18 protein-coding genes, 1 tRNA gene and 1 pseudogene are annotated in these 20,970 nt (G+C 59.5%); 12 read left to right on the top strand and 8 right to left on the bottom strand.

What is annotated here, in order from left to right:
- Positions 1 to 51: 51 nt before the first annotated feature.
- From DFO46_RS22870 to DFO46_RS22845, 6 genes are read right to left on the bottom strand one after another with little or no spacing between them, the layout of a single operon-like run.
- The gene (locus DFO46_RS22870) at positions 52 to 972 is read right to left on the bottom strand and encodes an HlyD family efflux transporter periplasmic adaptor subunit (protein ID WP_120279232.1); all 921 of its coding nucleotides are present in this window, start codon (positions 970 to 972) and stop codon (positions 52 to 54) included.
- Positions 973 to 979: 7 nt separating this feature from the next.
- A complete protein-coding gene (locus DFO46_RS22865; protein WP_120279231.1) occupies positions 980 to 1,693 on the bottom strand; it encodes an ABC transporter ATP-binding protein in 714 nt (237 codons plus the stop codon).
- A gap of 4 nt (positions 1,694 to 1,697) precedes the next feature.
- Positions 1,698 to 2,831 (bottom strand): FtsX-like permease family protein, encoded by a 1,134-nt coding sequence (locus tag DFO46_RS22860; RefSeq protein ID WP_120279230.1) that lies wholly within the window; start codon positions 2,829 to 2,831, stop codon positions 1,698 to 1,700.
- A 2-nt stretch (positions 2,832 to 2,833) separates the two neighbouring features.
- Complete coding sequence (locus DFO46_RS22855; protein WP_183042011.1) at positions 2,834 to 4,252, bottom strand: TolC family protein; 1,419 nt, start codon at positions 4,250 to 4,252, stop codon at positions 2,834 to 2,836.
- Positions 4,253 to 4,256: 4 nt separating this feature from the next.
- Positions 4,257 to 6,206: a MacB family efflux pump subunit gene (locus DFO46_RS22850; RefSeq protein WP_120279228.1), complete on the bottom strand. Its 1,950-nt coding sequence runs from the start codon at positions 6,204 to 6,206 to the stop codon at positions 4,257 to 4,259.
- A complete protein-coding gene (locus tag DFO46_RS22845; RefSeq protein ID WP_120279227.1) occupies positions 6,203 to 7,393 on the bottom strand; it encodes an efflux RND transporter periplasmic adaptor subunit in 1,191 nt (396 codons plus the stop codon). Before DFO46_RS22845 ends, DFO46_RS22850 begins: the two co-directional genes overlap by 4 nt.
- 318 nt (positions 7,394 to 7,711) lie before the next feature.
- Here DFO46_RS22845 and DFO46_RS22835 point away from each other — a divergent pair, with 318 nt between their 5' ends.
- The 3 genes from DFO46_RS22835 (at position 7,712) to DFO46_RS23800 (ending at position 10,292) form a co-directional block, all read left to right on the top strand.
- Positions 7,712 to 8,407 (top strand): response regulator, encoded by a 696-nt coding sequence (locus DFO46_RS22835; protein ID WP_110791336.1) that lies wholly within the window; start codon positions 7,712 to 7,714, stop codon positions 8,405 to 8,407.
- 28 nt (positions 8,408 to 8,435) lie between these two features.
- Positions 8,436 to 9,455: an ATP-binding protein gene (locus DFO46_RS22830; protein WP_210210662.1), complete on the top strand. Its 1,020-nt coding sequence runs from the start codon at positions 8,436 to 8,438 to the stop codon at positions 9,453 to 9,455.
- 489 nt (positions 9,456 to 9,944) lie between these two features.
- Entirely contained in the window at positions 9,945 to 10,292 is a 348-nt protein-coding gene (locus DFO46_RS23800) for a hypothetical protein (RefSeq protein ID WP_147412791.1), read from the top strand.
- A gap of 126 nt (positions 10,293 to 10,418) precedes the next feature.
- Here the strand turns inward: DFO46_RS23800 and DFO46_RS22820 are convergent, their stop codons facing one another.
- Positions 10,419 to 11,351 (bottom strand): LysR substrate-binding domain-containing protein, encoded by a 933-nt coding sequence (locus tag DFO46_RS22820; RefSeq protein ID WP_120279224.1) that lies wholly within the window; start codon positions 11,349 to 11,351, stop codon positions 10,419 to 10,421.
- A gap of 120 nt (positions 11,352 to 11,471) precedes the next feature.
- On the opposite strand from DFO46_RS22820, the gene DFO46_RS22815 reads away from it, so the two are divergent.
- From DFO46_RS22815 to DFO46_RS22780, 9 genes and pseudogenes are all read left to right on the top strand, one after another.
- A complete protein-coding gene (locus tag DFO46_RS22815) occupies positions 11,472 to 12,518 on the top strand; it encodes an aromatic ring-hydroxylating dioxygenase subunit alpha (RefSeq protein ID WP_120279223.1) in 1,047 nt (348 codons plus the stop codon).
- A gap of 11 nt (positions 12,519 to 12,529) precedes the next feature.
- Positions 12,530 to 13,645 (top strand): FAD-binding oxidoreductase, encoded by a 1,116-nt coding sequence (locus DFO46_RS22810; RefSeq protein WP_120279222.1) that lies wholly within the window; start codon positions 12,530 to 12,532, stop codon positions 13,643 to 13,645.
- 45 nt (positions 13,646 to 13,690) lie between these two features.
- Positions 13,691 to 14,797, top strand: coding sequence for a histidinol-phosphate transaminase (gene hisC / locus DFO46_RS22805; RefSeq protein WP_245422700.1), 1,107 nt, complete (start codon positions 13,691 to 13,693; stop codon positions 14,795 to 14,797).
- A 104-nt stretch (positions 14,798 to 14,901) separates the two neighbouring features.
- Positions 14,902 to 15,951 (top strand): annotated as a pseudogene (locus DFO46_RS24335) (DUF2817 domain-containing protein); the annotation flags it as partial.
- Positions 15,952 to 16,062: 111 nt separating this feature from the next.
- Positions 16,063 to 16,866, top strand: coding sequence for an ATP-binding cassette domain-containing protein (locus DFO46_RS24330; protein ID WP_348627771.1), 804 nt, complete (start codon positions 16,063 to 16,065; stop codon positions 16,864 to 16,866).
- Positions 16,867 to 16,922: 56 nt separating this feature from the next.
- On the top strand, positions 16,923 to 17,717 hold the full coding sequence (locus DFO46_RS22795; RefSeq protein ID WP_120279220.1) for a transporter substrate-binding domain-containing protein: 795 nt from the start codon (positions 16,923 to 16,925) through the stop codon (positions 17,715 to 17,717).
- Positions 17,718 to 17,842: 125 nt separating this feature from the next.
- Positions 17,843 to 18,550, top strand: a complete 708-nt coding sequence (locus DFO46_RS22790) for an ABC transporter permease subunit (protein WP_110794135.1) — start codon at positions 17,843 to 17,845, stop codon at positions 18,548 to 18,550.
- A 4-nt stretch (positions 18,551 to 18,554) separates the two neighbouring features.
- On the top strand, positions 18,555 to 19,241 hold the full coding sequence (locus DFO46_RS22785) for an ABC transporter permease (RefSeq protein ID WP_120279218.1): 687 nt from the start codon (positions 18,555 to 18,557) through the stop codon (positions 19,239 to 19,241).
- A gap of 47 nt (positions 19,242 to 19,288) precedes the next feature.
- A complete protein-coding gene (locus DFO46_RS22780; RefSeq protein ID WP_120279217.1) occupies positions 19,289 to 20,689 on the top strand; it encodes an FAD-binding oxidoreductase in 1,401 nt (466 codons plus the stop codon).
- A gap of 186 nt (positions 20,690 to 20,875) precedes the next feature.
- Here DFO46_RS22780 and DFO46_RS22775 read toward each other — a convergent pair.
- A tRNA-Met gene (locus tag DFO46_RS22775) sits at positions 20,876 to 20,952 on the bottom strand.
- Positions 20,953 to 20,970 lie beyond the last annotated feature (18 nt).

Below are 20,970 nucleotides of genomic sequence, written 5' to 3'. Positions count from 1 at the left end.
CGTGTCCGGGCATCTCCCGGACACGGATATTCACGCAGAAGGCCAATTAGATTACTTGTAGACCCTGACGATAACCCGCTGGCCGATCCTGAATGGCGCATTCTGGTCGATGGTCACGATGGAGGTTGCGGTGCGCACATCGTTGCGTTCGCCGCTGACTTGATTGCTGGACTGCATGAGGACGGGAGATATCCGGTCAAGGGAACCAGGAACGGCCTGCGTCATCCGGTCTTCGGCAACAACCTCCACAGGCACGCCTGCTTGGACGTCGCCCAGAAACTGCTCAGGCAGTTCGGCCCGAACAATCTTCATCCCATCGGGAAGCAGAGTGAACAGTTCCGACATGGCCTGGGCCGAGACCACTTCGCCGACCCGGGCAAACTGGCGGATGATCAGGCCATCGGCCGGTGCCCGCACGGTGCGCAGTTCGACCTCGTGCTGGGCCATTTCCTTGCGGCTGCGGGCGACACCGGCTGCAGACTCAGCCATCTTGAGCTCGATCGCAAGGCTGTCGCGGCTGGCAAGAATGTCATCGAGAGCCTGATCGGAGACGGCCTCACCCGCGGCGGCGCGCTGCATTCGCTGCACCTGTTTTTCCAGGCTCTTCATCTTGACCTGCAAGAGCTTGAAATGTGCTTCGGCCTGGAGCGCTTCCTCCTCGGAAATCCTTGCTGCCAACTGCTCCTGCTGGCTATCAAGTTCCGCCAGGATGTCTCCGGTCCGAACCCGTTTCATTTCGGATACCTTTACCGAGCGTACCATCCCGTCGCGTGGGGCGGTAATTTTCAGCAATCCGCCTTCCACGTCGACCACGCCACGCGCGGCGGCCAGAATCGGCGGGCGCCCCACATCGGCCTTCGGCACATCTTCTCCGGCACTCGGAGCTTCGGAGGTTAGCCACAAGGCTAGGGGCGTGAGAATACCGGCGGCCAGGAGAGGCGCCAAATATCGATTTTTGCGCGGTAATTTCATGGTGTCATTATCCTGTAAGGGCAGTGGAGCTGCGGGGGCGCATATCCCGAAGCAGGCGACCGTCCTCCATCTGGAGAACCCGGTCTGCTGACTTCAGGAGACGCAAATCATGGGAAACACAGAGCACGGCAGTGCCGGTTTCCCGGGCGGTTTCGCGAAGAATGGCGACGATGTTCTGTCCATTTTCAGTGTCGAGCGCACTCGTCGGCTCGTCTGCGAACAGGATGGCCGGACGCTTGACGACAGCGCGCGCAATCGCAACGCGCTGCTTTTCGCCGCCGGACATCTCGGAGGGTCGCAAATGCTGACGGCGAGAGAGGCCTACGTGTTCCAGAGCGAACCTTGCCCTTTCGCGCGCTTCCTCCTCGGGCACACCCATATAGTCCAGCGGCACCTGGACCTGCTCCAGGGCGCTCAGTCCCGGAAACAGGTTGAAGCCCTGAAAGATGAAGCCGCAATGCTTCAGGCGGAACAAATCCCGCTGGTCGTCGGTCAGTTCGGCAAGGTTGATTTTTCCGGCATAAACAGCGCCGTGATCTGGCGGTGTCATGCCGCTCAGAATGGCAAGCAAGGTGCTCTTGCCGCAGCCGGACGGGCCGATCATCAAGGTGAATTCACCTCTGAGAATGTCCACCGACACGTCGATGAGGGCTCGGGTGCGGATGTTCTGTATGGTGAAGGATTTGCCGACGCCCTCGGCACGGATGGCGGGTCGTTGCATGGCATCACCTCAGGAGCGTGGCGGGGTCTGCCTGACGCAGACGGTGAACCGCGAGCAGACACGCGACAAGCGCCACAAGGAGCACCACCAGCGAGGCGCCAGCAATCACGCTCCCCCGCAATTCGAAGGGCACACGATAGAAGGCGGCGGCACCGGCCAGCAGCAGGCTGATAACAAGGCTGAGGCTCAGGCCGGATATGCCAACCCAGCCCGCCTGCTCGATCACGATTCTGCGCAGACTGTGGAAGGGAACGCCAAGGGCGCGAAGCGTTGCATATTGCGGAATGGTTCCGGCGACGGCTGCCATCAGCGTCTGGCTGGTGATCACCGCACCGATCAACATGGAAATCAGCGTGGCGAAGACGAATGCGATGCCGGCCCCAGAATCCAGCAGCATGTACATGGTGGAAATGCTGGCCAGTTCGTCGGCGGGCCACACCTCATAACGCGGTATGCCGGAGCGGTTGCCAAGGTCTTGTAGAATATCTGCGGCATCGGTGCCCGGCCGGAGGTCATAGAGAAAATAGGTGGCGGATCCAGCGGCAGGCAAGGCTGAATCCAGTGCCCGTGCTGTCTCCAGTGACGTCACGAGATTGACGCCGCCGAGACCACGCAGACCGTCGATGAAGCCGATGACGCGCACCGCTTTTCCGTTCACTTCGACCACATCGTTCAGCCGGGCGGAGAGTTTGGAACTGTCCGCCCGGTCGATCGCGGCCGTGCCCGGTTCCGTCAGTCTGTTGCGCATTTCCGGCGGCAATACCTTTGCAAGGGCGGTTCCATCCGCAGCGGTATCGACACCCACGATCGTCACGCTGACGCCGCCACCATGGCCGCCGCGCCAGTCGCCCGAACCCAGCAGGAACGGTTCGACATGCGAGATGTTGGCTTCCGCATAGAGATCCGTGACGGCATCCGCCTTGACGGTTCGGCCAAGGTCAACGCTTTGCGTGCCGGGAAAACCCACCCAGTAGGCTGCGTTGGATTGTGTGACATAGAGCGCATTCGCACTCACGATCCCGAGCAACAATGCGCCTTGTGCCGTCATCAATACACCGGAAAAGGCAATCGCGATCGAAGCCGGCAGGAAGCGGCGCCATTCGTGCAGCAGGGTTTTGCGTGCAATGGAGATGGCCACGGTTAACCCCCGGTCCTGGCGGCAGGAGGAGCAACTGGAGATGCCGTGCCTGCCATAACCTTGACCACGGCGATCTGCGCCAGCGCTTCGTCCTCGATCGCCTGGGACAGTTGGTTCTCGGCCTCCAGAACAGACAGGCTTTCGCTCACTGAGCCTGATGCATCGGCCAAGCCCTCGCGCTGCAGAAGGCCTGCCGCCTTGCTGGCACGTCGGGCGGACGAAACAATGCCCTCCTGCCGGGCGACATTCTGTCTTGCAATCTGCAAGGCGCGAATGGCGGTGGATGCTTCTTCATAGGCAACAAGCACGCTCTGGCGATAGGCAGCCGTTGCCTCCTCCAGCATCGCCTTTCGGGCCACGATGAGATCGTGCCGCTTTCCCTGGTCGAGAATAGGCAGTTGCAGCGAAGGCCCCCCCATCAATCCGAAGAGATTGCCGTTAACGGGAGTACCAATGCCGATCATGCCCGAAAGATGCAGCTTTGGATAAAGATCGGCCTGCGCCAGCCCCAGTTCCGCGCCGGCCTGCAACACCGTCATCTCGGCGCGCCGTACATCCGGGCGTCGGCGAAGAAGGTCTGCCGGCTGGCTGCTGGTCTGGAAGATGGATGCCCGCGGTTGCGGATGCGCGGATGCCAATGAGGCATCGTATGTGGCGCTGCCCTGCAAGGTGGCAATCTGCTGCAGTGTATCGGCAATGGCCGTTTCCAGCCTTGTGCCTTCCAGCTTTGCAGCATCGAGGCGCCCTGCTGCGGCATCTGCTTGAAGCCGGGTATCAAGGCCATTTTGAGCCCGATTGGTCGCCAGCCTCTGGCTGCGGGACAGAAGCGTGATTGTGCCCCTCGCTATGTCTGCCCGCTTCTGGAGGGCGCGAAGCTTCACATAGGTGGATGCTGTCTCGGTCGTCACGGCAAGCCGGGCGGCGTTCAGGTCTTCGGCCGCCATCGAGGCGCTCAGATCCGCAGCCTTTTGCTTCAGTTTGTCCTCGCTGAAGAGAGCCACTTCCCAACCCAGTTCCAGATTGAACTGGAGCGGGCGTCGGGTCAGATCTTTGTCATTGGACTTGCCCGTTGCTCCCTGGGCAAGCCCGGTCACGCCGAGGCTGGGCGAGTAACTGGCAATTTCCGAATGGGCGAGGGCTCGTGCAGCCACCAGGCGCTGTCGCGCCTGTGCGACCGTGAGATTGCGCTCTGCCGTCCGGGAGAGAAGGCCATCCAGCACCGGATCATGGAAGGGATGCCACCAGTTTTCACCCGTCGCTGCAACGCTCGGCGCAGGAGCATTGGCGAGCCTGTAGGTTGCCGGCAGTTGGGGTGCTGCAGCCGTCGGCTCAAGATCTGCCACGCTGCAGGCGGAGAGGATAAATGGGATACTCAGAACACAAAGGCGTCGGCGCAATGTGTGGACGGGACGCAGCAACATGCTCTCACTCTCTAGACAAGGCATCGACGGGATCGAGGCGGGATGCGCCCCGTGCCGGAAGAAACCCAAACAAAAGGCCAATCAGGAAAGCCGAAGCGCAGGCACCAAGAATGGCATGGACCGATATCACCATCGGCATTTCACCCTCTGCCCCGCCCAATAGTGCGGCCAGCGCAAGGGCGAGGCCCACACCGACCAGCGAGCCGGCGACGCAGATCACGATGGCCTCAATCAGGAACTGCAGCATGATATCCAGCCGGCGGGCGCCAACGGCCATGCGAAGGCCGATTTCCTTGGTGCGCTCGGTCACCGAAACCAACATGATGTTCATGACCCCGACCCCACCGACGACGAGCGAGATGACGGCCACGGACGAGATGAGGACAGCCAGCGTCTGGGACGCGCTTTCCATGGTGCGGCGCATCTGGTCGCTGTTGAAGACAAAGAAATCCTTGGTTCCGTGTCGCCGCTCCAGCAGCGAAACGATGGCCCGTTCGGCAACGGCGGTGTCGCGCCCCTCCGCAACACGAACGCTCAAGGCAGCAAGGCTGGTGGAGGCTGCAAGCAATCGTCCCGCCGCGCTGGTGTGCGGAATGTAGACCTGCAGGCTCTTGTCTGCGGCCGCACTGCGTGGCCGTGCGACAATGCCGGTGACGGTGACCGGCATGCGGTCCAGCATGACGATCTTGCCAGTGGGCGCATCTCCGCGCGGAAAGAGGGCCGATGCGGTGCGATCGTCGAGGATGGCGTATTGTCCCCGACGCTCCATGCTGTCTTGCGGAAAGTTCTGGCCGGAGAGAAACCTGATGCCGTTGATGGCGAAATACTCCGCGCCCACCCCATTGATCGTGGCGTTGAGGGAGGTCTGGTCCGAGCGCGCCCGCGCAGTAGTCGTCACCAGCGGTGTCACGCCGGCCACATAGGGCTGGGCCGACAGGACAGACGCATCGGACAGAACCAGCGAGGTAATGCTTCCAGCCTTTTCATCGGTCCAGCCACGGCCGGGGAAAATCGTCAGCGTGCTGGCGCCAAGTTCGCTGATCTGTGCAAGAACCCGGCGGCGTGATCCTTCGCCCATGCCGACAACGGAGACCACGGCCGCAATGCCGATCACAATGCCGAACATGGTCAGGAATGTGCGGGTTCGCTGGGCCGCCATGGAACGCAGCGCCATCGGAAATGCATCCGAAAACCTGGCGACAAATCCGCTGAACCAGGATGGCGTTTCGCTTGTGGCGATATCGGGAAGAGGCGTCTCGCGCACCGTTTCGCGCACGCGCCTGTCAGCCAGCACCCGCCCGTCACGGATCTCGATAATGCGGTCGGCCTTTTCGGCAACCTGCATGTCATGCGTGACGATGATGACCGTGTGACCTTCCGTGTGAAGCCCCCGCAGGACCTCCAGAACGGTTTCACCGCTGGCGCTGTCCAGCGCGCCGGTGGGCTCGTCAGCCAGAATGATGCGCCCGCCATTCATCAAGGCACGTGCAATGGATACCCGCTGCTGCTGGCCACCGGACAGCTGGCCGGGGCGGTGGCCAACCCTTTCGCTGAGACCGAGTCGCTGCAACAGTTGCCCGGCCCGGGCTGCGCGTGTCGCTGCGTCGGTGCCGGCATAGACGGCAGGCATTGCAACGTTATCCGCTGCCGTCATCGAGGGCAGCAGGTGATAACGCTGAAAGATGAATCCGAAATTCTCACGGCGCATGGAGGCAAGTTCATTGGCCGAAAGGCCGGACACGCTTCGCCCGCCGATCCGGTAATCACCGCTGCTCGGCTGATCGAGACATCCGAGAATGTTCATCAGTGTCGATTTGCCGGAGCCGCTGGTGCCAACGATGGCGACGAGTTCCCCCGCCTCAATGATCAGGTCTATGCCGGCCAGGGCCGTCACGGTCTCGTCACCGGTTCTATAGGAACGGGTGACGCCGGAGAGTTCCAGAAGCGCACTCACATCGACACCAGATCGGCCGAAGAGGATAGTTCTCCATCGGCAGGCAGGACGACATGCTCACCGGCGGAGATGCCTTCGAGCACCTGGGCATGGATGCGGTCTGTCAGACCGATCCGCACGCGACGTTCGGAGATTACGCCTTGTGACGAGCGCACCTTGACCCGGTAGCGGCCGTCCGCTTCGCGGTTGGTCAAGGCTGCCCAGGGCATCAACGGAACATTCGTGGCCTTGCCGGAAGAAATGGTCACAGCAGCCGTCATGGAGGGGCGCAGACGTCCGTCGGTATTCGGGGTCGTAAAGAGCCCGTTGTAATAAACAGCCTGTGATGCCGGCTGGCCTGTGATACCCGGCTGTGAACTGCTGTCTGTCGCCAGCGTGGATGGCGCGGGCTCGATCTGCTCAAGCTTTGCGGGGATTGGCTTGTCGGGGCTGCCCATGATGGTAAAGCGCAGATCCTGTCCCTGATGCACCCGGCCAATATCAGCTTCCGAGATCTGCACCTTGACGCGCATGACATCGAGCTGCGCCAGAACCACGATCGTGGGTACGGCTTGAACGGCATTCAGGGTCTGGCCGGGTTTTGCGACAACGGCCACGACCACGCCATCCATCGGTGCCTGAACCCTTGTATAGCCAAGATTGGACTCGGCGTTTTCCACCTCGACGGTGGCTTGGACAATTTGCGCCTCAAGCGCCTCGACCTCGGCTTCCAGCGCCTTGAAGGCGGCGTCGGCCGTCTCGAGATTGGCGGTGGACGTGACGCTTCGATTGATCAGAATGCGCTGACGTTGATAGGCCTGCCGTGCCTGCTGCAACTGCACCAATCGTCCCGCCCTCTGGGCGCGCACATTGGCGAGTGCCGCCCGTGCGCTGCGCAAGGCATTGGATTGAGCGGTGCTATCGATCTCGGCGATGATATCGCCCTGCCGAACGGATTGACCCAGTTGAACGTGCAGGATCTTCAGCTGGCCCGAAACCTGCGAACCGACATTGACCATGCGCGCCGGCTCCAGCACGCCATTGGCAAGGACTGTCTCCTCAATCGTTCCGAGAGCTACCGGCTGCGTGAACTCCGGCTCAAGGTCGGAGCCCGCCATCAGGCGGTCCAGCGACAGGGCGCCACCGCCCAGGGCGAGGAGCGAAACACTCACAATCACCGCACTTCGCTTCATGGAAAACGACATCATTTCAGGTCACCGCTGTTGTTCGCTCGGTCTGCTTCAGTTTCCGGACCATGCCTGGACCGAGATCGCCAAGCGGCTGTTGGTCGGCAACTCGACAATCGAACGGACGAAGGTCATGGCTGAGATCAGAATGAGGACGGAGAGTATCAATGAGCATCTATCGGACATGTCAGGGCCTTTCGTGAGGCCATGTTTCCTGCGGCAATTCAGGTTTCGCGCAGCTTATGTGCAGATTTGATGGAGCAGAGCCGCCAGCAGTTGACGTTTGTTGCCGGAGACTGCTTCTTGGGATCAAGAACTGCCCATCACTTGGAAGCGCCTATGGACAATGCACTTATTCTCATCATCGAGGACGAACCGGAGATTGCGGAGATCCTCGAGACCTATTTCGTGCGCGAAGGCTTCCGAACCATCAGCGCTGGCAACGGCGCGATTGGTCTTTCCCACCACATCCGCCTCAAACCGGATCTGATCGTTCTCGATGTGAAACTACCGGGGCAGGACGGCTATGAGGTCCTGGCAGCCGTTCGACGTCGGGGAGAGACGCCGGTGATCATGGTGACCGCCTTGGCGGAAGACCTCGACAAGCTGCAGGCTCTGCGGCTCGGTGCGGATGACTACGTCGTCAAGCCTTTCAACCCCTTGGAGGTGGTTGCCCGGGCCAAAGCTGTTCTGCGCCGCGCAAACGGCAAGAGCAATCGGCAGATATTGCGTGTCGGGCCGCTCGCGGTGGATGCGGAGGCTTACACTGCTCTGGTGGACGGGCCGTCCGGTCTTGTCGCCCTGGAGCTCACTCGAACCGAATTTCGCCTTCTTGCCCATATGGCAGCGTTTCCCAACAGGGTGTTCGAACGCTCGGAGCTCGTCGATGCCTGCCTGCCGGAAGGAGAGGCTCTGGACCGAACGGTTGACAGCCATGTCAGCAATCTGCGCCGCAAGCTGACCGCCGCTGGTGCGGATCGTCTTTTGAGCGGGGTCCGCGGCGTCGGCTACAAGTTGAGCGATCTGAATGGCTAGCAATCTCAACACCCATATCATCCGTGCCATGACCGGCATCACGCTCGTCGCGTTCGCGGTGATGTACTTCGGGCTGATGGCCTATTATTTCGTCATCTACGACTGGCTGTTCCCCGAAGCCGCCTACGACGAAAAATGGCAGTTGAGCGACACGATGGTGCTCGCCACGATCCTGTCGACGGGGCTTCTATCTGCCGTCTTGGTTGCGTGGAGACTGGCCCAAAAAATCGTGGAACCGTTGAAGTCCGTGGCGACTGCAGCGCGAGCGATTACGGAAGGCGATTTTTCCGCGCGGGCCGAGATTGCCGCGACGCCTTTCGGGGAAGCGAAGAGCTTGATGGAGGACTTCAACTCCATGGCCGAGCGCTTGCAGAAGGCGGAAGCCGAGATCAAATACTCGAACTCTTCGATCGCTCACGAATTGCGCACACCGCTCACCATCCTGCGCGGGCGCCTGCAAGGGTTGCTGGATGGAGCCTTTCAGCCGAGTCCCGAGCTTTACGGGCGGCTTATCGCCCATGTGGATGATCTCTCGGCCATCGTGGAGGAGCTTCGCACTTTGGCCTTGGCCAATGTCGGGAAGCTGGAGCTTGCGCTTTCACGTGTCGATTTGTCGATTGAAGCCATGTCGGTGCTCGTTTCGATCGGAAGCGATCTCGAACAAGCTGGAATATTTGTCGAGCACAGATTGGATCCTTCTCCGGCCCTGGTCGATCCCACCCGGATCCGCCAGGCCATTCTGGCCCTGCTCGACAATTGCCGTCGCTATGCTCCCAACAGCGATGTGCTGGTTGAAACGGGTGTCAAGGATGGATTTGCCTATGTGCGATGCCGCGACAACGGTCCGGGCATTGATGCGGCGCATAGGGAGCGCGCCTTTGAGCGCTTTTGGCGGGCAGATGAGTCCCGCGCGCGCGCAAGCGGCGGATCCGGTCTGGGGCTGCCGATCGTGCGAGGGATTGCCAGAGCCCATGGGGGCGAGGCGCTGATTGTGGATCAGGACAAGCCTGGCCTGACCATCGAACTGCAATTACCGCTTGATGAATAGATGGCGGCTTGCTTAAGCTACCAAAGCGCGTCGACAAGGGCTTGCTGGATATTCCCGTCCTTTCGCTAAGCCGATACATCATCGGCAATAAACAGGCCTGCCGCCGGTGGAAAAGGGGTGCAGATGCCGAAGCAGTCGGTCGCGCGAGAGGCGACAGACCGACAAAAATCCATGCTGTTGTCGATGGTTTCGACCGTCCAGTCGCGTTTCGAATAACGCCTGGGCAACGCGGTGATGCACCCGTTGTCATCCCGCTCCTTGAGAGCGACCCGCTCGCCTACCGAAGACGGAATATCATCGAGCGGACGTTCCTGCGTCTCAAGGACTGGAGGTGTGTCGCGACGCGATACGACAAGCTCAGGATAAATTTCGCGGCAACGTGCTACATCGCAGCTATCGTAATATGATGGATTAATTGAGTCTGGAGCTTAACCCTTCGAGTCCCAAAGAAATGCGCGATCGGTTTCGGTGACAAGGAGCCTCTGCTCTTTGTCGGCGGTCGCTGACCCGATCACAACCAGCGAACGCTCTCGCGGTTTCAGAGATGCCCATGAAGCATTCGGGGTGTCGGTCGATGAACGTCATTTGCTCGCCTGCGGCTATGCGCCTGACAAGGCAGCCGGAGCTTTGCGAAACCTGGAGGCGTGGGGCAAAGATCTGCCACACGGGCTCTTCGTCGACTCGACCATTTATCTGGAAGGTGTGATGCGCTGGATGACCGAGACGGGGCACTACGGCGAGAGACGGCAGGTGACGGCTGCTTCAACTGTGAACCTTTCGTCGCCCTTCTCGGCCACGACATTGAGATGGTACGGCAGGATGAGCCAGCCATGCTGAAGGATCGACAACGGATTGGCCAAGCACGCTCATCGAAATTCCGCCAATCTTCATCGGCTGGGACTGCTTGCCACTGTCGGTAATCAAGGCTGCGTGCCAGTGCGCAACTCTTTAACAGATGCGACCCTATGACCGGTCCAAAAATGGGGGTGAAGACAACATTTCCTGCTGTCTCGCAACCGCCAATATCCACTTGTGGAAACGTTGCCCGTTGGGCTTTTCCAAGGCGGTCCGGTCCCAGGCGAGAAAGTAGCTTTCAGACAGTTTGAGCCGAATATCGAAAGGAACGACGAGTGTACCAGCCGCGATTTCTTCTTGGACCATCGAAAGCTGTGCCAACACAAAGCCTCTCCCGTTGACGGCAGCATCAATGGCGCTGCTCGAAAGCGTGAAGGAGAGACCGGAAAATGGCTGACTGTGATTGGCATTGACCAGCTTTGCCCAGTCACGCCATTGCGGCGAGGCCTTGTAGTCAGATTCCCACTCCACGTTGAGAAGCGGAAAGGTCAAAACGTCCTCGGGAGATTGCGGTGTGCGGGCGGCGAGCAGCGCCGGTGAACAGGTAGGAACAACCCAATCCGTAAACAGGTGAGCCACGTGCTCGTGCACGTATGACCGGCGACCGTATGTGATGCGAAAATCGACCTCTTCTGCCCCTAGACGCGGCTCCTGATCCTGCCCGAAAATGCGCAATTGCGCGGTGGGACAGAGCTCCTGCCAGTCGAAAATCTTGCGACTTATCCACCGGCTGGCGACGGATGACAGCGCGCTTACCACGATACCGCCTTCGTTGCTTGCGCGCTTCAGGACGTTTGTCGCGAGCGCAAGCTGCTGAAAACCCTTGGAAACTTCGCGATAATAGAGCCGCCCCCAGGAGGACAGCTCGACGCGGCGGCCTCGGCGCTCCAGGAGAGTCAATCCCAGGGCGTGTTCCAGATTGCGCACAAGCTGGCTGATAGCACCTGGCGAAACGCCCAGATCTTCAGCGGCAGCGGTGATCGAACCGCAGCGACCGATCGCGTCGAAAGCCTGCAACGCACGAAGTGACAGGTTCTTCAAAGCGGCTCCTTTAGAATTCTCCCCAATTTAGATTTTCTAAAATAGAAAGCAGTCGCTTGCAACTTGTTGGCACCAGCAAAACGGCAAACACTCGGCCTGACAAAACGCAAGGAGAGCGAAATGTTTCTCAAGAACACTTGGTATGTTGCCGCCTGGGATCATGAGGTCGGGAGGGAGCTGAAGCCCGTGACTATCCTGGGTGAGAACATCGTTCTTTACCGCAAACAGGACGGCCAGGCCGCCGCACTCGAAGATGCCTGTCCCCATAGAAAGCTGCCGCTTTCCATGGGCCGCATCAAGGGCGACGATGTGGAATGCGGCTATCATGGCTTGACATTTGACTGTTCGGGCGCCTGCACCCGCGTGCCCGGTGCTGAGCGTATTCCGCATGTCGCCAAGGTTCGTTCCTATCCGGTCCACGAGCGCTACGGTCTTTTGTGGATCTGGATGGGCGGTGCGGAAAAAGCCAATCCGGACGAGATTTTCGAAGTCGAGCATTTCGGCGATCCAGCCTGGGGCATCAATCGTGGCGAGTCCATGATGCTGAACTGCAACTATCTTTACATGACGGACAATCTGCTCGACCCGTCGCACGTCGCATGGGTTCATCAGTCATCCTTCGCCAGCGCGGCTTGCGAGGAAACGCCGCTTGAAACGACCGTCAAGGAGGATGGTGTGACCGTCTGGCGCTGGATGATCGATTCCGAGCCCGCACCATTCTATGCGCCCTTCCTGCAATTCGAAGGCAATACCGACCGTAAGCAGCATTACGAAGTGCGCTATCCAAGCAATGCGATCATCAAGGCGATCTTTGCCCCGGCCTTTACCGGCGGCGAAGGCAAGCCCCTGCCCGACAACACCTTCCTGATGGACAGCTACAACTTCATGACGCCGGTCGATGAGAACAGGACGAAGTATTATTGGTTCCAGATGCGCAACTTCGCGCCTGACGACCCGGCGGTGTCCGCAAGCTTCGCCAAATCCGTGCGCGGCGCTTTCGAGGAAGACAGGATTGTTCTCGAAGCTGTTCAACACGGCATGGCCAACAAGCAGACGCCCAATCTGGATCTCAAGATCGATGTCGGCCCCTTGCGTTTCCGCCGCAAGCTGGCGCAGCTCATCGCCGAAGAAGCGGCAAGCCAGACGGTCAATCAGGCTGCGGAATAGGATTGCGCGGAATGCAACAGCCCGCATCCTCACGCTTCCAACCGTTCGAAGTGATCGCCAAGACCCGCGAAAGCGAAACGATTACCTCCTTCACGCTGGCGCCCCGCAACAAGGACCATTGGCGACCCTTTGAAGCAGGGCAGTTCCTCACCATCCGCATTCCGGATGGCGCGGATGGCCATGTGCTCCGAAACTATACGGTCTCGTCATCGCCCAGAGAAAGCGGGATTTATCGCATCAGCGTGAAACGTGAGGCCGCGCCGTCCGCTCAGCTGCCGCAGGGCTTTGGTTCCTGCTGGCTGCATGATGAAGTCGAACCCGGCACGGTGCTGGACATCGACACGCCGCGCGGCGCTTTCAAACTCGATACGGAAAGCACACGGCCAGTCGTGCTCCTGTCCGGCGGCGTTGGCCTGACACCCACCGTCTCCATGCTTCATGTGCTTGCGCATGAAACCGATCGGCCCGTCTGGTTCATTCATGCCTGTGACAGCATGGCAGTCCATGCCCTGCGCAATGAGGTTGAAGAACTCGCAGCGGCCCGCAGCGGCATCACGGTGCATTTCTGCCATCGTTTTGCCGGGGACGACGACATGCAGGCGGGTCGCTGCCATTCGACCGGCTTTCTCGGCCGCGAGGTGCTGCAAAAGTTGCTGCCGCTCGATGACTACGAGTTTTACATGTGTGGTCCGCCACCCTTCATGAAGGCGCTCTTCGGCATTCTGACCGGCCTTGGCGTGCGCAAGGAGCGGATTGCCTATGAATTCTTCGGTCCGGCCAGCCTGCTGTCCGAGCCGGAGCTGCAAACTGCCAAGCCGACTGCGCCGAATGCAGGCGATGGGACCGGCGCAACCGCGACTGTCAGCAATGATGGCATGCGGATCGTGTTGCAAAAGTCCGGACGGGAACTGGCCTGGACAGAATCTTGCAGCTCGCTTCTCGACTGTCTCGAAGCCAATGGCATCGAGCCCGAATTTTCCTGCCGCGCCGGGATTTGCGGCTCCTGTGAACAGGGCTTTGTCTCCGGAGAGGTCGACTACTTCGAAGAGCCGCTCGATGAGGTGCCGCCAGGACGGGTGCTGCTGTGCTGCAGCAAGCCGAAATCCTCAGTCGTTCTCGACCTTTGACCCGAGCCACCGGCATAGCCGAGCACACACTTTAGGGATACCGAAATGGATATGCCGCGAAAAGATATCACGCTCAATCCGCATGTAGCGGCTCTGCCGCCCTACAATGCCGGAATGAACATTGCTGCCGCACGCAAGCTTAGCGGTCGTGACGATATCGCAGCGCTTGCCAGCAATGAAAACCCGGATGGCTGTTCTCCCAAGGTGATGGCAGCGCTGGCAGACCTGAATCCGTCGCGTTACTCCGATCCAGCCTGCACGACCTTGCGCGGCGCTCTGAGCGCGAAGGTTGGCGTTGCAAGTGATCGGATCGTCATCGGCAACGGCTCGGAGGACATGATCGCAGCCATATGTCGCGCGGTACTCTGTCGTGGCGCACCGGTCGCCACGGTCTCACCCGGCTTCGGTCTGCACGAGATCGAAGCGTTGGCAAATGGCGCGACAGTCGACAAGGTGCCGATGCGCGCGGATCTCGACTTCGATGTGCCGGCAATTGTCGCTGCTCTTTCAAAGGCGCCGGCAATCTTTTTCCTCTCCTCACCGTCGAATCCGGTTGGCCCTGCCCTCAGCACAGCCAGCCTCGAACAAATCCTCGCGGCAGTTTCTCACCAAACACTTCTCGTTCTGGACGAAGCCTATTTCGAATATGCCGACGACGAGACCCCAGACGGTCTGGAGCTCCTTTCCGGTTCGGGATTGAATTATGTGGTGCTGCGCACCTTTTCGAAGGCCTACGGACTTGCAGGACTTCGGGTTGGCTATGCGGTTTTCTCCGATGACCGTCTTGCCCGCGCCGTCAGCTCTTCGAAGACGCCCTTCAACGTCAACAGCGCGGCACAGATCGCTGCCGTTGCCGCACTCGATGACGATGCGTGGATGAAGTCATCCGTCGCATCGATGACGGGCGAACGCGCCCGGGTAGCAGAAGCACTGGTATCGATGGGATTGCGGGCTGCAAAATCGCAAACGAATTTTCTCTTCATCGATGTCGGCCTCGATAGCCAAAAGGCATTCGATCACCTGCTATCGCGCGGCATCATCGTCAAGCCATGGAAGGAGAAGGGTTATGAGACCTTCATCCGCATGACGATCGGAACACCGGCGGAAAACGACCGCTTCATTGCCGCGCTGCACATGCTTATCGCCAGATAAGAACGCCAGCGCGGCAACAAAAAAACAAAAAGCGGGCAACGACCCGCAGGAACGAACTGCGCGCGAAAGCGCATCACGATCAGAAGAACCGGGAGCTTTGTCGCATGGCATCTTCACCGCAGTCTGGCCTTTTCGCCGGGGACTTTTCGGCCTTGCGCGCGCGTTTTATCGCGGCCGCCCGCACCTCTGGCGCCAGTCTGTCAGAATATCCGCATCCTCTGCGCGGTCCGTCCGGTGAGCCGCTCGCAACCGATGTTGCCTATCTTGGACGGAGAGATGCAGCAAAGCTGATGGTGCTGATTTCCGGCACCCATGGGGTCGAGGGCCCCTTCGGTTCCGCTTGCCAGACCGCGTGGTTCTCACAGAACTCCCCCTGGCACCTGCCGGACGACACGGCGGTTCTCGCCATCCATCTGATCAATCCCTGGGGCACTGCCTGGTCGCGCCGGGTAAACGAAGACAATGTCGATCTCAACCGCAATTTCATCGACTGGAACAATATGCCGCCGAAGAATGAGCGCTATTGTGACCTGCACCCGCTTCTGCTCTGTCCCTCTTGGGATGGCCCCGAGCGCGATCAGATGGACGCAGCCTACGAAGCGGCCAAAGCGAAAGCCGGCGGCTATCAGGGCCTTGCACCCATCATAGAGGCCGGCCAATACGAGTATCCTGATGGCCTGTTCTATGGCGGCGACAGCCCAGTCTGGTCGAACCGGACTCTCCTCGAAATCCTGTCGACATTTGCCCGTCACCTCAAGGACGTTATCGTATTCGATCTCCACACGGGTGCCGGCCCCTACGCCTATCCCGCGCTTCTTTCCGTTGCCGAAAGCGAGCATTCCGGTCTGGACTGGGGGCGGGAGATGTTCGGCCCCGCCCTTTCGGTGGTGATGACGGGAAGACATGCCGCAACAGGCAGCGGCATTGCTGCGACGGCGACCGGCTATGTCTCGGCCGCTATTCGTCAGGCCATGCCAGCGGCGCGTGTTCTGCCACTCGTCATCGAATGCGGAACGCTGGAAGGCGAAACCGTATCGAACGCGGTCAAGGCGGATAACTGGCTGCATCTCTATGGAAATTTGGATACGCCGCTTGGCGAGAGCATCAAAAATCAGATCCGCACGGCCTTCATTCCCGACGATGCCGACTGGCGCAAAACCTGCCTTTCCACATCGCTGCGCCACTTCGACCGTGCCTTCACACAATTGAAGACGCTCGGTGGGGCTGGTGTCGAGAAAGTCGTTCCAGCTGCCGCATCGGTCACGGTGCTCGCCAAACCGCATCACGACAAGCCGAAAACGGCCGAAAAGCCCGCTGTCGAAGTTCATGGCATTCACAAGCGCTTCGGGCCCTTGAGCGTGCTGAACGGCGTCGATGTCTTGGCAAAACGGGGTGAAGTGGTGTCAATGATCGGCTCGTCGGGTTCAGGCAAAAGCACCTTTCTGCGCTGCATCAATCTGCTGGAGCAGCCGGATCAGGGCCAGATCGTCATCGATGGCGAAGAAATCCAGATGAAGCGCGCCGCCAATGGGCGCGCAACCCCTGCCGATCGCCGACAAGTCGAGCGGATGCGCTCCCGCGTCGGAATGGTGTTCCAGAACTTCAATCTCTGGCCGCACATGACCGTGCTGGAGAACATCATCGAAGCGCCGGTACAGGTGCTGAAGGAGCACAAGGCCGAGGCCATCGACCATGCGCATGCGCTACTGAGGAAAGTCGGCCTTTCGGACAAGCATGCGCATTATCCGGGTCAACTCTCCGGCGGGCAGCAGCAGCGCGCCGCCATCGCCCGCACGCTTGCCATGCGCCCGAAGCTCATTCTTCTCGATGAGCCGACATCGGCGCTCGACCCGGAACTCGTCGGCGAGGTTCTGCGGGTCATCCGGCAACTGGCCGAAGAAGGCAACACGATGATCCTCGTGACTCACGAAATGCAGTTCGCGCGTGAGGTCTCACACAAGATTCTCTTCCTCCATCAAGGAAAAGTGGAGGAAGAGGGTGCTCCGGTAGACATGTTCAATGCACCGAGATCCGAACGGCTTCGCCAGTTCCTGTCTCGCACCCGATGACGCGTCCGCTGAAGAAACACGATCGATGACAATATCCACAAAAGGGGAATATCGACATGAATTTCAAAGCTCTGTCACTCGCTCTGCTCCTTGCTGGCGCAAGCACGGTTCAGGCCGCAGAGGGCCAGCTCTCCATCGGCACCGAAGGTGCCTATCCGCCATGGAGCATGGCCGATGCAGCCGGCAACGTCACGGGCTTCGATGCCGATGTCGGCAATCTGCTCTGTGAAAAGCTTGCGATGAAATGCAAATTCGTCGTTCAAGCCTTTGACGGCCTAATTCCGGCGCTAAAAGCCAATCGTTTCGACGTCATCATCTCCGGCATGTCGATCACGCAGGATCGCAAGAAGGAAATCGCTTTCTCGGTCGGTTATGCCGAACTCGCCAACATGTTCGTGGTGCCGAAAAGCTCAGATCTGGCCGGCATCAAGGATATCGATGCGCTGCTGAAGGGCCTCGAAGGCAAGTCCATCGGCGTGCAGACCGGTACGACGCATGCCCACTTCGTCGAGAAGCGCATTCCGTCCGCCAATCTGAAGACCTATGACACGCTGGAAAACATGCAGATCGACCTCACGAGCGGTCGTATCGACGCGGCCTTCGCCGATGCATCTGCCTTGCAGGACTTCCTTTCCAAGCCGGACGGCAAGGATTTCCAGTTCGTGGATGTGAAGGTTCAGAGCAAGTTCGACTCCACCCTCGGTGAGGGTATCGGCGTCGGCATTTCCAAGGACAATCCCGAACTGAAAGCCAAGATCGACGAGGCGCTCTGCACACTCGTCGCCGATGGCTCGATCGGTAAAGCCAGCCAGAAATGGTTCAAGATGGACATTTCGCGTCCCTGCAACTGATAACGCCGCCCCGCACGTGCAGACGTGCGGGGCGTCCCTACCCGATGAACTGCCGCGACGGATCCGGATGGTAGAGACACCAGTGGATCCAAGTCATGAATGAAGCAATTGCCGAGGCGCAGCACATGGAAAACAGTCTGATACTTGTCTGGGAGGGTGGATGGATCGGCGCGATCCTGCGCGGCACCGCGATCACCATCGCCGTCGGTCTCACCAGTATCGTCCTTGGCGCGATCATCGGCATGCTTTTCGGCCTCGTCAAATGGGCCAGGATCTTTCCGCTGACCATCGCAGTAACCGCCTACACGTCCCTGATCCGCGGCGTACCCGAACTGCTGATCATCTATCTTCTGTTCTTTTCCTCGGTGGAATTCGTCACCAAGGTCGCCACAGCCTTCGGCTACGCCGCTCTCGCCGATAATGGCTACGCTTTCATCATTGCCGTCATTGCCGTCGGTGCAATCTCCGGGGCCTATTCCACCGAAGTCATCCGCGGCGCGTTGGCCTCCATCCCGACCGGCCATATCGAAGCCGCACGCGCGCTGGGTCTTTCTCGCTATAGGATTTTTCGCCGGATCATCTTCCCGCAAATGCTGCGCATTGCGCTCCCCGGCATGAACAATGTCTGGCAAGCGACGATCAAGGACACGGCGCTCGTCTCCGTCGTCGGCTTGCAGGAACTGATGCGCACGGCAAGCGTGGGGGCCGGAAGCACCCGCAATCCGCTGATCTTCTTCCTGATCGCCGCCATCGTCTACTTCATCATCACGATCATAAGTCAGGCCGGCTTCGATCGCGTCGAGCGTCTTGTCAGGCTAAGATCAAGGAGCTGATGCCATGGATATGGATTTTCTGTCGACGTCGATCCCCGTTCTTCTGCAAGGGCTGTCCAAAACTTTGATCCTGACCATTTTGTCCGTCGCAATCGGCTTTCATCTTGGGCTCGCGCTCGCCGTGATGCGGATGTCCGAGCAGCGTTTTCTTGCAAACATCGCCAAATATTACAGCATGGTCTTCAGAGGTACGCCGCTCCTCGTGCAACTCTTCCTGTTCTACTACGGGCTGGCGCAAATCCCGTTCATCAAGGGGAACGCCGTGACATGGTGGCTCGTCAGCGACGGAACACGCTGTGCCGTCATGGCGATTGCGTTGAACACCGCCGCCTATACGTCAGAAATCCTGCGCGGCGGCCTGCTGTCGATCCCATCTGGACTCAAGGAAGCGGCGAAAGCATCCGGCATGTCACGCTTCACCTGTTTTCGCCGGATCGAGTTTCCGTTGGCCATCCGCCAGGCGCTGCCTGCCTATGGCAATGAGTTGATCCTCGTCGTCAAGGGCACGAGCCTTGCGTCCACGATCACGGTTCTGGAGATCACCGGCTATGCCAAACGCCTGATGAGCCAGACTTTCGCAATCTTCGAGGTCTTCACGCTGGCAGGTATCATCTACCTCATAATCAATCTGGTACTGGTGATGATGATCCGGCTGCTTGAAGGCCACCTGATGCGCCACGAGCCACGTTGACCCGCCCGTCTCGAACGAGCACACCGCTTCTCACCCAAGGAAAATACATGTCCTGCCTGACCTCCGGCTTCAAGGCCGAGATCGCGACGATTGTCGGACGCGATTATGTGAAAGAAAATGATGCCGTATCGGCAATCGACTACGGCATTTTGCCTGAAAACCTCGGCGCCGGCATCGTCGTCCTGCCGGGCAGCACAGAGGAACTGGCCGCCGTCGTCCGGTGTTGCCATGCAAACAGTGTCCCCATCGTGACGCATGGCGGGCGAACCGGTCTTGTTGGCGGCGGCATTTCGCGACCCGGCGAAATCATCATTTCCACCGCCCGTCTCAACCGCATCACGTTTCTATCGCCCGTCGAAAATGTCGCCATTGTCGAGGCCGGGGTCACGCTTCAGGCGCTTCAGGAGGCAGCGGGCGAGTATGGGCTCGAACCAGGTATCGATCTGCCATCCCGGGGCTCGGCAACGATCGGCGGCATGACATCCACCAATGCCGGCGGAATTGCCGCATTCCGATACGGCGTCATGCGCCATCGTATCCTCGGACTTGAAGCGGTTCTCGCGGATGGGTCAATCTATTCCGATCTGACGCGCGTGGTGAAAAACACTGCGGGCTATGACCTCTCACACCTGTTCATCGGCAGTGAAGGGACACTCGGCATCATCACCAGGATTGCCATCAAGCTCGAACCCCGGCCCTCTTTCACCGCCACCGCGCTGTTCGGCCTGCCCTCGACCCAAGCAGCCCTGAGCGCCATGCAGCGCGGCCTGAAGGCGCGGCATGGGCATCTGCGCGCGGCTGAAGCGATCTGGCCGCATTATTTCTACCTGACATCGGCTCATCACAACTGGTCAGCCGCCGACTATCGGGCAGACCACCCCATCAATCTTTTGCTCTGCATTGGCGGAAACGACGACGCAGACGTTCAGAGCGAGATTGAAAACATTTACGAGGACGTCGCCACGGACTACCCCGATATCTCCGCCGTCATCGCCTCATCAAAGGCGCAGGAGAAGGCCATTTGGGCTCTGCGAGAAGACACGGACCTGATCTACCGCAAATATCCTGGCGCACCGTCATATGACGTGTCGGTACCGCTTTCCGAATTGGAAAACTATCTCGACCAGTGCATGGCTAAGCTGAAGACGCTCGACCCGGACCTGAGCCCTTACGTCTTCGGGCATCTTGGGGACGGCAATCTGCATATGGTGTTAAATGCTGCTCATGATGCAATGGACGGCGACAAAGTCAGGGCGATTGAAGAGATATTCTATACCGGCCTGCATGCCCTAGGCGGCACCTTTTCCGCCGAACATGGCATTGGCAGCAAGAGGGCGCAAACTTTGATTGCACAAATTCATCATGGCAAGTGGATGTTGATGAGGCAGTTGAAATGGAGCCTTGATCCGACGAAAACGCTGAACCCAGGCAAAGTATTGACTGATTAGCTGACCACAAAAGCCGCTACTGGCTGCCCGGATCATTCGCCAGATGGATTGAGATCATGACCTGTGCCCCGTTCTCCCTCCAATTTTCATGGATCAGAGCAGGTCACTCAGCCAGACTTTGGTTTCTGGCGGCCCAGAAACGCCAAAAGCCCCTTGATGGGGCTTTGATGGCATCGCAGGGGTCGTTGGTTGCGGGGGCAGGATTTGAACCTGCGGCCTTCAGGTTATGAGCCTGACGAGCTACCGGGCTGCTCCACCCCGCGTTACCAGGTATTTGCATT

Source organism: Rhizobium sp. AG855 (genome assembly GCF_003610655.1).
GTDB lineage: Bacteria > Pseudomonadota > Alphaproteobacteria > Rhizobiales > Rhizobiaceae > Allorhizobium > Allorhizobium wuzhouense.
This window is presented reverse-complemented; position numbering and strand designations above follow the sequence as displayed.